Genomic DNA, 13,523 nt, shown 5'->3' with positions numbered 1-13,523 from the left:
TCGACTGGCGGGGTCGGGTTCGTAAGATGCCAGGCCAATGAATGGGCGGCGTTGGTGTCCGCAGCTTTGGTTTGACGATACCCCCACCTCCCCACAAAAAAAGCGCCGTAGGTGCGACACTACGCATACGCCCCCCCGCCCAAAACGGAATCGCGCCCCGGTGGCCTTAAAAATGGCTTCCGGGGCGCGGGGTATAGAATGTATTCACCAATATTTTACTTGCGGCTGACTACTTTGGCGGGGTTCCAGGTGGCGGGGTCGCTGTACCATTCGGCGGCTTCGCCGCGGAGCCACTGCTCAAAGTTATAATAGACAGTGTGGATTCCGACTTCTTCCATCGGCCAGCACCAGTTGGCTTCCATGCAGAGCATTTCGGGCGATATGTGGACCTGTCCCTGATTGTTGAACGATTTGGGAGGGGTCACCATGTGGTAGTGGTTCTCATCGTCGAGCAGCGCGGGGTCAAATTTTATGATGGCTTCCTGCAATTGGTTCAGGCCGTTGCCGGGATTGACAAGCACATAGAAGCCGCCCATACCCTTGACAACCTTCTCAGACCACTGGGGGTTGTCCTTATATTCCTCGGTGAGCGACCACTGGCCGTTGACGGTGAATGTCAGGGAATTGCCTTTGGCCGAGGCTACGGGGCTGTCGACGTTGATCGGGGTGCGGAAATGGCCTCCGAGCCATTTGTGGAGTTCCGGGCCGATGTTGAAGTGGCCTGTTCCGAGGTCCTGGCCGTTTTCATCAGCGATGGTTCCGTTGAACATCACGTAGATGGGCAGTGTACCGCCAGCGGCGAGGGGTTCGACTGTGATTTCAGTCTTGGTGGAGTTGTTGTCCTCGCCGTCTACGATGGTTGTGGCGCTTACGGCGAATACGGCGTCATTGAAGTCCCAGTCGTATGTTCCCGCCAAGTCCTCAGCGGCAATCATCCATTGGTAAACTTCGGGATCGGGATCGGGATCTTTGGTATCCACTACATGAGTAGGCTCTTCTCCAGCAGCGAAAAGGAACATGAGGTCGTTCATATCACATGCTGTACCATTGTCGTCTGCAGGCCAATCTTCAAATCCGAACATAGAATACTGAATACCATTCATCTGTCCTTTGCCCCAAGAGGCATACACATATGCGTCTGACGGACCAGGTTCATAGCCATCCTTTGAGTAAAAACTTTCAGGCCACTTATTTGTGTAAATTTTTTCATTCCTGATCGCTCCGGACTCATCATAATATGGCTTTTTATTGCGATCGGCATTCGAAAATACTATGGCCGCATAGTCTTTAGAGATATCTTCAACCTGTTGTTCTTGATTGATCTCATGATTACGGATCTTTATATAGAAGCCATATCTTGTACCTTCTGGAAGAGAATAAGTTATACCACGTGTTTTTATATACGTATCTGGAGATGCGACATAAGCCGGCTGAGAACCCACTTTCTTCCATGAGCCTTCATTGGCCTTTTGATTGAGAACTTCGTCATAATCTTCATAGGGGATCTCATAAAAAGAAATTACCCTTGAATCTGCGTAATAAATATATGAAATCTTGGATATATAGCCATGTTTTGTTGTAAATGGGCTATCTTCTCCAAACTCACGGATTTGAGTTTCTGCATAATTACTGCCATAGAGTTCTATGCCGAGATCTTTCAACCATCCTTCCCAGGAATCTTTCCCTGGCCCTGAATAGGTTATGAAATCCGGCAATCCCGTATTATTTTTATTCATAGCGACCAAACGAGAAACTCCGGCATAATGAGTTATCACATCAATTTCCGGTTTATAGCTGTCTGAAACCATTAGCTCGCCTGACTTTGAATAATAAAGGTCATGAAGAGTTATTTTATCTTCATCGTCAGGGTCAACTACATAGATACCCAAACAATGCTGGGCAACGGTATGCCAATAAAATGGATAAAACGTATGCGGCTTACCATCCGCAATGAAATAGAATGAATTCAGGCCATTCGGAATATTATTTTTATTTTCAGGATATGTTCCGAGATATGAGAGCACAGCAAGAGTAGAATATTTTTCTTCCGGTGCAATTTTCCAACTCAGACCATCTTCAGTAGTCCATGCATCCTCGCTGCCATTTATATTCCTTGAAATGTTTTTATGAGGAGCAGACACCCTCACTGTCGAACCGAGGGAGGCTTTGATTTTCTGTCCTCCGGCGTCGACGATGACTTCTTTGACTGATTTCGGGACGTCAAATTTGATTGGTGTTGTGCCTGAGATTTTGCGGCCCTCGGCAAAGAGATAGCGCTTGCCGTTGATGTCGGCATAGACTTTGACATCTGTGGGGCTGGTGGTCACGACGTTGATTCCTGAATGTGTGGCGGCGCTCAGATCGCGGTTGGGGTCGATCACGCCGAATTTCTTGATGAACTCACGCGCATAAAGCTCGCTACGCGGGATAGCGATCTCGTCAGTCGTACATGCGGTGAGCAGTGCGCCCGCAAGGGAAGCGCTTACTAATAAGTTACTTAAACGCATAGTGTGGTCTGTAAAGGTCTTCGGATGAATGTAAAAGATATGAGAAGATAGTTATAGATAAAGTTAAGCTATACAAATCATTCGCAAATATACGCAATTTATTGGGAGTCTGTGCGTATATTCACTATCGTTAAGGATTATTAACACAAAATCCTTTGCAGGAGTCTCTGAAAAAGAGTGACACCGGCGCCGGATGGGCGTCGGTGTCACGGTTGACGGTCGGGTCTGCCCCGGCTTCTGAAGTGGCGGAGGCTGACTGCAAATAGATTTTCTTATTTCACGAGCACGCGGAATGCCTTGCCGTTGAGGACCTTGATGTAGATCTTGCCGGCGGCGGGGTTGTTGACGCGACGGCCCATGAGGTCATAGAAGATGGCTTCGCCTTCGGCGGCTTCGTCGGTGATGATCGATTCGATGCCGCTTTCAGACTCTTCGGCGATCTTGATGTCGGCAACCTTGATATAGTAGCCATACATGCCGAGCTTGCCGCGGAGGGCATACTGGATGTCCTTGCCTGCATAGTCCGAGAGGTCGATTTCGGCTGCGGTGTCTTCCGAGGACGACACTTCGTAGCTCTTTGCCTCAACCCATTCGCCGTTGCTGTTGATGAGCACCGAGAGGGTGGGGTTGGTGTTCGAGCCGCTGTAATTCGAATAGTTGAAAGTCATCTTGACTTTGGCGTCGGCGGGGAGGGCGATCAGTCCGCTGTAAAGTGATGCTGTCGCGCCTGAGCCGCTGGTCGACATGAACTGTGCGAAGCCGTCCTTGATGGTCCAGGATGCGGAGTAGCGTTCGTTGTTGACGGCCTGGATGAGCTGGCTTGCGGTTGCGCCGCTGAAGTTTTCGCTATACGGGAGGCTGACGGCCTTGCCGACAGGCACGGCGTTGACTTCGGTCTCCAGCGAGGGGCCGCCTGAGGTCACGGCGTAGACCTTGAGGTTGTAGAACTTCTGGTCAGCTGTTCCGTCGTTGATCTCGATTACGGCGTCGTCGCCTGCGAGATCGCTGAAGGTCTTGATGAGGGTTGTGCCGTCATAGACTTCAACTTTGGCTGTGATGAGCGAGAGGTCGGGGAAGCGGAAGCCGAAGATGTCGCCTTCGGGCTTGGTCCAGGTCACTTTGACTTTGCCTGCCTCGGTCTGGTGGGCGGCTACGTCGGTCATGGGCTTGGGAATCTCAAGACCGGCTTTGACCTGCTCTTCGACGAGGTTTGAGCTGCCGAAGGAGTTGAGGGCGCGGACTGCGTAGGTGTTGTTGCCGTTTTTGGCTTCGTTGTCGGTGTAGGTGTAGGTTGCGCCGGGAGTCGGGTTCTTGACGGTCTCGATGACGGTGCCGTCGCGGAGGAATTCGAGTGCGGTGAGCTCTTTGAGGGCGTTGCCTTCGGCGTCAACGGCGGGAGCTTTGGCCGAGAGGGTTACTGACAGTGCGCCGGTCGAGGCGGGAGTGGCGGTGAAGTCGGTCGGGTTGCCGGGCATTTCGCCTGCGGCTGCCTGGGCGATGGAGAAGTCGGTCAGGATGGTCTTGGCGCTGCAATATTTGTCGGTGTTGTCATAGAAACCGATGTGGAAGGTTCCGCTTTCGGTCGGTGCGACAGTGGCGGTGATGGTGAAGAGTTCTTGTGCTCCATTTATCGCACCCAGGCCTTTGCCGACGTAGCTTTCAAGCGCGAGGGCGGTGTTGGTCATGGCTTCGGCTGTGGCTTCCTTGCCGAAGAAGACTCCGAGTTTGGCGCTTTCGCCATTGGTCACGCCGACGGTGTATTTGACGGTGTATTTCTTTCCGGCCTTGAGGTTGACGGCGGGAGAGATGAACCATGCGTCCTTATATTCGATGTCGTTGCTTGAGAAGAGGTTTTTCGAAGCGACGCAGTTGAAGCCTGAGTAGACGGGCGATTGTTGTTTTTTGAAATACATGAATTTCGGGCGCTCGTTGGGTCCTACGGAGGCCCAGCCTTCAATCTTTTCAGGTTCGTCGAAGGTGATCGAGTAGGGGACGCTCAGTGCATTGGGATCGTCGGGCTGATCAGGATCGGGCTGGTCGGGACCGGGCTGATCAGGGCCGGCGGCTGCTTCTACGTAGGTGAAGCTGGCAAACTGGAGAGTTCCGGTTGTGCGGGCAATGCGGTAGACAGTGCCGGTCTTGCGGTATTCTTCAGGAATTTCAACTGAATATTCCTTGTCGCCCTCTCCTACGGCATATGCCGACTGAATAGTGTTTCCGTCAGCAAGAATGTTGATCTTGCCGGTAGAAGTGGTATTGATTGTGGTTTTGAGCTTGATTTCCTTGCAGTTGATAGGTAGTGTGAATTCCACATAAGCACCGCTTCTGCTTGCAAAACTGAGATATGCCGATAGGGCAGCCTGACCCGGAACCGCTTTGCAGGCTTTCATGAATGAATATTCAATACCTGTCAAGGGGCTTGTGCCTGATACGGCACTCGCTCCGCCGTTTGTCGTAGGACCGAAGCTTGATTTTTCTTCCCAGTTTTCGACTATGTCAGCGGCATAGGTCGAAAAGCCGAGCAATACAGCAACCAGGGTTAGTAACGTTTTTCTCATACAGTACAAATGGGTTAAAGAGTTAAGTGATGTATTGACTGATTTTTAGTTATTGGCGTCTTTAAGTGGCATTTTGTCGCTGAAACGCGCGAAATAATTGCCGGATGTAAAATAATGCGTCTAAAATGTTGACTTGATGATTCCAAAATTGCTCAATCGCAAAGATAGGGTATATAGGATTAATATTATTCAACAAATGTGTTAAATTTCTTTAAATCAAACGATTTATAGGCCATTTTGTCTAAAAATCGCGCCGCACCGACACAAATTCACGGTTTTTCAAAACATTTGGTTAATAATGGTAAATCCGGACAGGCGTCCGCGCGTCGGGGCGCCCGCGTGTGGATGGGCGTCCGCGCGGGGCGTGGGACGGCGTCGGCGGATGTGCCGTGCGGGACGTGGCATCGACGCCCATGCGGGATTGGCCTCACGGGAGGATATGAAAAAGCCTCCGCCCGGTGTGTCGGGTGGAGGCTGTGTGATATTATAGATTCGGTTTGTAGTCCGAGGGGGATGTGATTACTTAACAATCACCTTGGTTACTTTGTTGCCCTGACGACGGATATAAAGACCGTTTGAGGGATTTTCAACGCGGATGCCCTGGAGGTTGAAGTATTCAACAGGAGCGTTTTCGTCAGCTACGATGTCGGCGATGCCGTTTGTGAGGGATTCTTCGTAGGCAGTTACATAGAACTGGGGTGCATTGTTGTAAACGGTCACCACGCCGGTTACGTTGTAGGTTCCGGCTTCAACGCTTGCCAGAGTGTAGTTGTTGCGGAATGAAACGGTGTTTCCGCCCACAGTGCCGGAGAAGTTTTCCTTTTTAGAGGGAGTTGCTTCTGCGAAGACAACATTTTCGAGGGTGAGGACCTTGTTTACGTCGGCAGCCGAGATTTCAGAAACTTTGGCGGGAGTGAAGCCATTGTTTTCGGTAGCGGCCTGCATGTCAGCGGAGTTGAGGATTTCGGGAGTAGCACCGTTGTAAAGGTCATAGCAGCCGACCCAACCTGCGGGGATCACGTCACCTACCTTGTAGTCAGGCTGTGAGCCGTAGATCTGGATGAAGTCGTTGCCGTTGCAAGCGAAGTTGTTGTTGAAGTTCTTGAAAGCGACAGTCAGAGGGTAGTTGATGCGGAGTTTCAGGGTTTTGTCTGTAACTTCCATTGTTTCGGCAATAGAGTTGACAACTTTGAGCACATCAAGAATGTAGGAAGCCTCGCCAGCCTTGAACTCTGAGTTTTCAGCCGCAGCAGCTGTGATTTCAGTTGAGCCGGGGGCTACGACTGTAACAGCGCCTGTTGTTGCGTCAACAGTAGCAACTGCTGTGTTTGAAGATGTATAGGACAGAGCGGCGGTAGTTGCTTTGGTCGGAACGGGTGCGGTGAATTCCTCGCCTTCATTTACAGTATAAGAAGATTCAGGGAATGCAATATCTGCACTGCCGCGAGTGTCGGAAGGATCGTTTGTCTCATAGGTGATAGCGAAACTTGTAAAGCAGAATTGGCCTGCATTGGTTGGTGTAGTAGTAAGAGTCGCTTTGTCACCCGCGGTAAATTTAACGGACGACGCAGATCCACTCCATTTTACTTCGGTATCACCTTGGGCTTGGGTTGCGATCGTTCCGTTGTCAGCGGTTATAGTTGTATAACGGCTTTGACCTTGTGTTGAGAGAGTGAAAACTACATTTGTGATTTTGATGCCTTCGGGGGCTGTAATAGAGAACGAACCTTTTGCGTATATGCGAAGGTCTTTTTTTGAAGCGTTGTACGTTGGTTTTGTAGAACTGTTATTTTTAATTGCAGCAAAAGTAAAGGCAGGAACGTCAGATGCCGGGTCTGAAGTGCAGGTTACTGTATATGGGTCTGCATTACCTGAAATTGCGGTCGGGGTCATTTTTACCACGTCAGCCTTAGCAGCGCCGAGGCCGAGAAGCATAATTGCAAGTGTGAGTAAAGTTTTTTTCATAAGCGTCTGGAAATTAGTGTATTAAGTGTTGATTGGCGCAATCCTGGGTTCCGGTAATGGAATTGTATTGATGTTGTAGTACAAAGTTAGGGGTTATTGTCTTAATATAATATAACAAAAGTGTTAAAATTTCAATAAAGGGGTGGATTTGGACCAATGATCCGGAGTTTTGGGTGATTCGGCAGCCGGAGGGGTCAACTTTTGTGGGACGGAGTGTGTTTTAAAAGACGAAAAGGCATTAACCACTGTTTTAACTGTTTGATATTATGAGTGAGAAAAAATCAAAATCCGGGACAGCGCTGTGGCTTGTGATCGGTGTTGTCGTTCTGATCATATTGCTGTTTCTGTGGCTGACGATCGCTGACATATTCGGCGATACGGATGTGGCTGCGGCCATCATGCCCGCTCTTTGATGAAAAAAAGTAAGAACCGCGGAAGTTTTCTCGCCTCACGGTGATACGACTTGCGGTTCTTTAGAATGTCCGGGCGATGGAGTTGGGGGACGCCCGGACGGGCGGGTATTACTTTCTTTAAGCTTTCTTCACTACGCGGCGCTCTTTGATACGGGCTTTCTTGCCGGTGAGGGCGCGGAGGTAGTAGAGTTTAGCGCGACGCACTTTACCATATTTGTTGATGGTAATTGAGTCGATAAACGGTGATTCGATGGGGAAGATACGCTCAACGCCGATGTTGTCGGAGATTTTGCGTACGGTGAAGCGACGCTTTGCGCCGTCGCCTGAGATGCGGATCACAACACCGCGATACTGCTGGATACGTTCCTTGTTGCCTTCCTTGATGCGGTAAGCGACTGTGATGGTGTCGCCGGGCTGGAAGTCAGGGTGCTGCTTGCCTGTGGCGAAAGCTTCTTCAGCAACTTTAATTAAGTCCATTTTTCTATACGTATATTAAAAATGTTAACAATGCTCGCAATATACGCAGGCTGCTTGTCCGTGCCAGAGATTGCGAATTCGGGTGCAAAGGTAGTGCAAAATCTCTTTATTCGCAAGCGTTTGAGCGAAATTTTCTTTCACGAAGTTCGAGGATGAGTTCGTCGACAAGATAAATTTCAGAGCGGGCGTGAAGGTCGGCGATCCCTTTTTCGATGAGTTCGAATGTGGTGGAGGAGTAGAAGAGATCCATCGCTTTTTCGATCGGGAGCTTCAGTTTTTTTGCGAGGCCGTCGATTATGCGGGCATATTTCATCTGCAATATTATTCTGCGTCCGTCCATAGTGTTGTGGATGATGAGAAATGAAGATATCTGTCAATTGCCTCCTGTGATCTGAAGCAGATCTGATGGTTTGGCTTTTCGAATCTGAGACGGTTCAGGGCATCGGTTTTGGTGATGTCGCCCGACAGGTAGAGGTCGATGGTCCGGAAAATTTTGTCGTCGGCGATGCCGCCCTCGATGATGTCGTAGGGTCTGACCGGAAGGTTTTGGCGGTTTGCCATTATGAAGTCAAGCCACTCCTGGTCATAGGAATCGAATTTCCGGAAATTTGAGTTGACATATTCGGGGTCGAGAGTGTATTCGTTGAGGATTGCCGGTTTGCCGCGCAGGCGGAAGCGCTGTCCGTAGGTGACGGCTTGTTGCCGGATGAGGGTGCAGTAGAAGCCCTTGCCGAAGTCGAGGCCTTCGCGGGAATGGCAGATGTCGGGGGCGGAGATTTCGACTGTTGATGTGTGGTAGACTATCATTTGATCACCCCCCTTTCTCTCATTAGGCTGACAAGATCGTCGGCGATGTAGTCGGCGCCGTAGGTGTGCAGGACATCATAGCTGGGTACGATGTAGGAGGACAGGATGTCCGAGTCTCTGAGCATCCGGAAGATGACGGGTTGTGCGATATTCAGTTTTTCTGACAGCGCCCCGATGCAGTAGGTCGTGAAGTCCAGTTGGTCAAATGTCATGAAATGAGTGTTTTTGTTTCACAAAGATATGATTATTTTGTCGAAGATCATAGTGAGGACGGATTTTTTTGGATTGTAAATTTCGATGGAAATGCCATAAATAGTCCCCCGGATAGGTAAATCGGTGTCCTGCCGGACACCAACCGTATATGAAAATCACGAACCCGTGACACCTGTCGCTTGCGCGCCGGTGTCACGGGCTATGATAAATCTGCGTCCTGCGGACGCCCGTCCGGGACGTTCTTTGCTACGGACGCCCGTTCGGGATGCCCATCGTTTGCGGGCGGGACCGCGGGGGGTTATTTCAGGTCTTTGAGGAGGGTTTCGACGGCGGTGGTGAGCTGGTCGTCGATACCGCGGGTGATGCGGGCGGGGTCGTTGGCTACCTTGACGTCGGGTTCGAGCTGGGTGTTTTCAAGATAGTTGCCTTCGGCGGTGCGGAATCCGATCACGGGGATGCCGAACACGAGCGAGGGATCCTGCATGTCGATCCAGTTGACCGAGCTCATGGTGCCGGGGACGGGCATGCCGACGATCTTGCCGAGCTTCATGTGGCGGTAGACCCAGGGTGTGCCGTGGGCGTTGGAGTAGTTGGCCTCGCAGGTGAGCATGATCGAGGGTTTGTTCCAGCGGCGCGAGGGCATTTCGCCTACGGTCTCGCCCTTGATTTCCTGGGTGAGATATTTCTTGCCGCTGAAGAGGACTTCGATGTCTTCGTGGAGGCGGCCGCCGCCGTTGTAGCGGGTGTCGATGACGATGCCGTCACACTCGTTGTACTTGCCGAGGAGGTCGGCGTAGATGGTGCGGTAGCTTGCGTCGTTCATTGACTTGATGTGGACGTAGCCGAGGCGGCCTTTCGAGAGCGAGTCGACCAGGTGGGCGTTGCGCTTGACCCAGCGGTTGTAGAGGAGTTCGGTGATGGCTCCTGACTTCACGGGGAGGATGACTTCTTCTTCCTTGGCTCCTGAGGGGAGGGTGAAGGCTACGAGGGTCTTGCGGCCCGCTATGGAGTTGAACAGTCGGGTTGGGTCGGTCTTGGCGTCGATTTCAGTGCCGTTGATGGCGGTGATCACTGCGCCGGGCTTCATGGCCGAGTCGGCATGGTCGAAGGGACCTCCGGCGAGCACTTCGCCGACCTTGAGGCCGGGACCGGTGTGGGTCAGGTCATAGAGCAGACCGAATGAGGCAGTGGCCTCGCGTGCGCCCTGGGGATAGTAGCGGCCTCCGGAGTGGGAGACGTTGAGTTCGCCGAGGATCTCGCTGGTCAGTTCGGCGAAGTCGGCGTTGTAGGTGATGTGGGGGAGGAACTTGCGGTAGGCCTTGCCCATAGCTTTCCAGTCGACGCCGCTCATCGCGGGATCGAAGAAGCGCTTTTCGGCCTCGGTGAGCATGTAGTCATACATGTATTCACGTTCGGCGGCAGCGTCGAATTTTTGTGTGGCAGAGAAACTTACGCCTTCCACCTTGCCGCCGGGGAGGGCCATCTTGCGGATCGAGCCGCCGCCGGTCAGGAAGAGGGTGCGGCCGTCGGCTGTGGGCTGCATGCCGGTCGGACGGGCACCGAGTTTGCTTGCGAGGCTGACGTTGCCTTTGCGGAGGTCTTTTTTCCAGAGGTCATATCCGTTGTCGACCTGGGCGAGGAACCAGAGGGTCTCACCCTTGTCGTCAATGTAGGCGTCGGAGATCATGGCCGAGAAGGGTGTCAGGCGCACGATGCGGTCAGAGATGCCTTCAAGCTCGATGTTGAGTTCGGGGGTCTTTGACTTGGCGTTTTTGGTCGAGTCGGCCTGAGCCTTTTTCTTGGAATCCTTCGAGGCCTTGGCGTCGGCTTTGGCCGGAGCCTTTGCGCGCGAGGCCTTCAGCTCTTTCTGAAGATTGAAGTCTTCGGGCGAGAGGCGGTAGCGGTCATAGGCGGCCTGGTTGGTGAAGGCGAGAAGCACGTCATACTGCGATCCCCATGAAGCGTGGCTGCGCATGCCGTAGCGGTTGCTGAGGAAGAGGATGGCGTCGCCGCCCATCACCCAGCGGGGCGAGTCGTTCATGTAGGCCGTGTTGGTGATGTTGGTGATCGAGCCGTCAGTGGCGTTGATGATCGCGATGTCGAAATAGGGAGAGCGGCGGTGCATGTCGACCACGGCCACAAGCCATTTTCCGTCGGGTGACCAGGAGTATTCGAGCTGGCCGTCGCGGTCGTTGCAGATGTTGCCGTTGGTGAGGCGGCGCACCTTCTTGGAGTCCATGTCCATCACGGCGATGTCGCGGCGGTCAATGGTGAAGGCCATTTTCTTTCCGTCGGGCGACATGACGGGAGTGGCGCGGTCGGTGCGGTCATTGGCGGGGAAGACGGCGCTCTCTTCGATCAGAGTGGCGTTGGGGAAGTTGGGGTCGGCCTCGCGTCCGATGCGGGTGCTGTATATATTAAGGTGGCCGTCGCGGTCAGAGGTGTAGTAGAGAGTGCGGTTGTCCTTGCCCCATGCGATGGCGCTTTCGGCGGCAGGGGTCGAGGTGATCTGACGGGTGGTCTGGTAGTCGACCGAGGTGACGAAGATGTCGCCGCGGTTGGAGAAGGCAACCTGCTTGCCGTCAGGCGAGGCTACGGCACCGCCTGCACCGCTGACATTGCGTATGCGCAGCGGTTCCGACTGGTCGGCAGTCACGTCGATCTTGACCTTGGCAGGTTTTGAGCCGGGGCGCATGGTGTAGATCTCGCCGTCATAGGTGAACGCCAGAGTTCCGTCGGCTCCGCGGGAGAGGAAGCGCACGGGGTGGGTTGTGAAGTTGGTCAGGCGTGTGGCCTTCGAGAGATCGTCGGCAGGAGCCGAGTAGACGTTGAAGCTGCCGCCGTCACGCTCGCTCAGGAACCAGAGGGTCTTGCCGTCGGGGCTGACCACAGGGTTGCGGTCTTCGCCGGCGCGGGCGGTCAGGTTGGTGTGGCGGCCTGTCGAGGCGTCATATTTCCAGAGATCGCGGGTGACAGACGAGGTGTGGTGTTTGCGCCACTCGTCTTCAAGACCCTTGCGGTCAACGTAGACAAACGATTTTCCGTCCGGAAGATAGCTGACAGCCTCGGCGGGAGTCGAGAGGATCTGTACAGGGCGTCCGCCGCTGACGGGAACCTGATAAAGCTCGGTCTGCCATGAGGCGGGGAAGAGCAGTGAGCCGGGGGCGTCCTGGATGGCAGCCGAGTAGACCACGGCTGATCCGTCGGGGGTGAAAGCCCACGGGGTCTCGGCGACGGAGTTGAAGGTCAGGCGTGTGGCTTCACCGCCGTTGGCATCCATGATGTAGATGTCGGCGTTGCCTTCGCGGTCGCTGGTGAATGCGATTTTCTTGCCGTCGGGCGACCATACGGGCATCGCCTCGTAGGCCTGGTTGGATGTCAGACGTGTGGCACTTCCGCCGTTGGCGGGGACGGTGAAGATGTCGCCCTTGTAGGTGAAGGCGATCTTTGAACCGTCAGGCGAGATGCGTACGTCGCGGAGCCACATCGGAGTGACGGCTCCTGCACCGAAAGCCGCGCCCAGAAGGAGGGCGGCGAGGAGGTTGCGTTTCTTCATACGGAAAACAATATGGAAGTTACTTTGCTTGATTGGAAAATTCGATTGACTGGGTCGGCGTTCTGTGGAGGATCACGGGCGGATGGAGGCTCCGGAGCCGCGCTTCTGGAGGAAGTCGGCGAGCCAGACTCCGAGGAGGATCATGGCGCAGCCGCTGATTCCGATCAGGGTGATCTTCTCGCCGATGAGCAGGAAGGAGAAGATGAGGGTCACGACGGGCTGGAAATACATGTAGTTCGAAGCCTTGACGGCCCCGATCTTTCCGTTGATAACGGCCCACATCAGGTAGGCGAACAGAGAGCAGAAAAGGGCGAGGAAGAGGATGTTGAGCAGCAGCTTGGGTTGCATCAGAACCACGGGCGATGTGATCTGCGGCTCGATCAGCAGGAAAGGAAGCGCGGTGAGCACTCCGTAGAAAAAGGTCTTGCGGGTGATGAACAGGGCGCTGTAAAGAGGGTTGAGCTGCTTGATGATGATGCTGTAAATGGCCCAGCAGAGGGCTGCGAGCAGGGCAAGGAGGTCGCCGAGCGGATTGATGCTTAGTGCGAAACTACTGTTGAAGATGACAAGCCCGACACCGACGAATGCCACTGTCGATCCCAGCAGCGTGGCCTTTCCCGGACGCTCTGAGCGGTAGAGGAAGCCGACAAGGAGCACAGTGAGCAGCGGAGAGAGCGAGGTGATCAGGGAGACGTTGCTGACAAGCGTGTATTGCAGGGCTACGTTCTCGGAGATGAAATAGATCGAGCCGCCGAAAAGGCCGGCGAGCATGAAAGTGAACTCGTGGCGCCATGAGTTGCTGCGGATTCTGTTGTGGCAGAAGAGCAACAGAGCGATGTAAGCGATTGCAAAACGGTAAATGTAGACTTCGATAGGCGAGAGGCCGTTGTCCATCAGGACTTTTGTAGAGATAAACGAAATACCCCATCCCGTTACTGCCACAGCCGCGCCGGCATGATAGATGAGGTTGCTTCCGGCTGAAAAACGCTTCGTTGACATAAGAAAGCCAAAAAATCGGACACCTGCG

At 53.3% G+C, this 13,523-nt stretch carries 10 protein-coding genes; 1 reads left to right on the top strand and 9 read right to left on the bottom strand.

Annotation, left to right across the window (positions count from 1 at the left end; translation table 11 throughout):
• Positions 1 to 215: 215 nt before the first annotated feature.
• The 3 genes from K2H17_RS10955 to K2H17_RS10945 form a co-directional block, all read right to left on the bottom strand.
• Positions 216 to 2,507, bottom strand: a complete 2,292-nt coding sequence (locus K2H17_RS10955; RefSeq protein ID WP_300134719.1) for a hypothetical protein — start codon at positions 2,505 to 2,507, stop codon at positions 216 to 218.
• Between the two features lie 272 nt (positions 2,508 to 2,779).
• On the bottom strand, positions 2,780 to 5,065 hold the full coding sequence (locus K2H17_RS10950; protein ID WP_300134717.1) for a hypothetical protein: 2,286 nt from the start codon (positions 5,063 to 5,065) through the stop codon (positions 2,780 to 2,782).
• 519 nt (positions 5,066 to 5,584) lie between these two features.
• Positions 5,585 to 7,030, bottom strand: a complete 1,446-nt coding sequence (locus tag K2H17_RS10945) for an Ig-like domain-containing protein (RefSeq protein ID WP_300134716.1) — start codon at positions 7,028 to 7,030, stop codon at positions 5,585 to 5,587.
• 266 nt (positions 7,031 to 7,296) lie between these two features.
• Here K2H17_RS10945 and K2H17_RS10940 point away from each other — a divergent pair, with 266 nt between their 5' ends.
• On the top strand, positions 7,297 to 7,443 hold the full coding sequence (locus K2H17_RS10940) for a hypothetical protein (protein ID WP_300134714.1): 147 nt from the start codon (positions 7,297 to 7,299) through the stop codon (positions 7,441 to 7,443).
• Positions 7,444 to 7,560: 117 nt separating this feature from the next.
• Here K2H17_RS10940 and rplS read toward each other — a convergent pair whose 3' ends face one another.
• From rplS to K2H17_RS10910, 6 genes are all read right to left on the bottom strand, one after another.
• Complete coding sequence (rplS, locus tag K2H17_RS10935; protein ID WP_300134712.1) at positions 7,561 to 7,920, bottom strand: 50S ribosomal protein L19; 360 nt, start codon at positions 7,918 to 7,920, stop codon at positions 7,561 to 7,563.
• 106 nt (positions 7,921 to 8,026) lie between these two features.
• Entirely contained in the window at positions 8,027 to 8,260 is a 234-nt protein-coding gene (locus K2H17_RS10930; RefSeq protein ID WP_300134710.1) for a DUF3791 domain-containing protein, read from the bottom strand.
• Entirely contained in the window at positions 8,242 to 8,727 is a 486-nt protein-coding gene (locus K2H17_RS10925) for a DUF3990 domain-containing protein (RefSeq protein ID WP_300134708.1), read from the bottom strand. The genes K2H17_RS10930 and K2H17_RS10925 overlap by 19 nt, the downstream gene beginning before the upstream one ends.
• Complete coding sequence (locus K2H17_RS10920; RefSeq protein ID WP_300134706.1) at positions 8,724 to 8,939, bottom strand: DUF3791 domain-containing protein; 216 nt, start codon at positions 8,937 to 8,939, stop codon at positions 8,724 to 8,726. The genes K2H17_RS10925 and K2H17_RS10920 overlap by 4 nt, the downstream gene beginning before the upstream one ends.
• A gap of 299 nt (positions 8,940 to 9,238) precedes the next feature.
• Complete coding sequence (locus tag K2H17_RS10915) at positions 9,239 to 12,496, bottom strand: S41 family peptidase (protein WP_300134704.1); 3,258 nt, start codon at positions 12,494 to 12,496, stop codon at positions 9,239 to 9,241.
• A gap of 72 nt (positions 12,497 to 12,568) precedes the next feature.
• A complete protein-coding gene (locus K2H17_RS10910) occupies positions 12,569 to 13,495 on the bottom strand; it encodes a DMT family transporter (RefSeq protein ID WP_300134702.1) in 927 nt (308 codons plus the stop codon).
• Between the last annotated feature and the right edge of the window lie 28 nt (positions 13,496 to 13,523).

The organism is Duncaniella sp., from assembly GCF_029054785.1.
Lineage (GTDB): Bacteria > Bacteroidota > Bacteroidia > Bacteroidales > Muribaculaceae > Duncaniella.
The sequence above is the reverse complement of the archived record's forward strand: the minus strand, read 5'-3'. Positions and strand labels throughout refer to the sequence as shown.

Coding starts and splice junctions, on each gene's coding strand:
- K2H17_RS10955 (WP_300134719.1), bottom strand. CDS start 2,507: ATGCGTTTAAGTAACTTATTAGTAAGCGCTTCCCTTGCGGGCGCACTG.
- K2H17_RS10950 (WP_300134717.1), bottom strand. CDS start 5,065: ATGAGAAAAACGTTACTAACCCTGGTTGCTGTATTGCTCGGCTTTTCG.
- K2H17_RS10945 (WP_300134716.1), bottom strand. CDS start 7,030: ATGAAAAAAACTTTACTCACACTTGCAATTATGCTTCTCGGCCTCGGC.
- K2H17_RS10940 (WP_300134714.1), top strand. CDS start 7,297: ATGAGTGAGAAAAAATCAAAATCCGGGACAGCGCTGTGGCTTGTGATC.
- rplS (WP_300134712.1), bottom strand. CDS start 7,920: ATGGACTTAATTAAAGTTGCTGAAGAAGCTTTCGCCACAGGCAAGCAG.
- K2H17_RS10930 (WP_300134710.1), bottom strand. CDS start 8,260: ATGGACGGACGCAGAATAATATTGCAGATGAAATATGCCCGCATAATC.
- K2H17_RS10925 (WP_300134708.1), bottom strand. CDS start 8,727: ATGATAGTCTACCACACATCAACAGTCGAAATCTCCGCCCCCGACATC.
- K2H17_RS10920 (WP_300134706.1), bottom strand. CDS start 8,939: ATGACATTTGACCAACTGGACTTCACGACCTACTGCATCGGGGCGCTG.
- K2H17_RS10915 (WP_300134704.1), bottom strand. CDS start 12,496: ATGAAGAAACGCAACCTCCTCGCCGCCCTCCTTCTGGGCGCGGCTTTC.
- K2H17_RS10910 (WP_300134702.1), bottom strand. CDS start 13,495: ATGTCAACGAAGCGTTTTTCAGCCGGAAGCAACCTCATCTATCATGCC.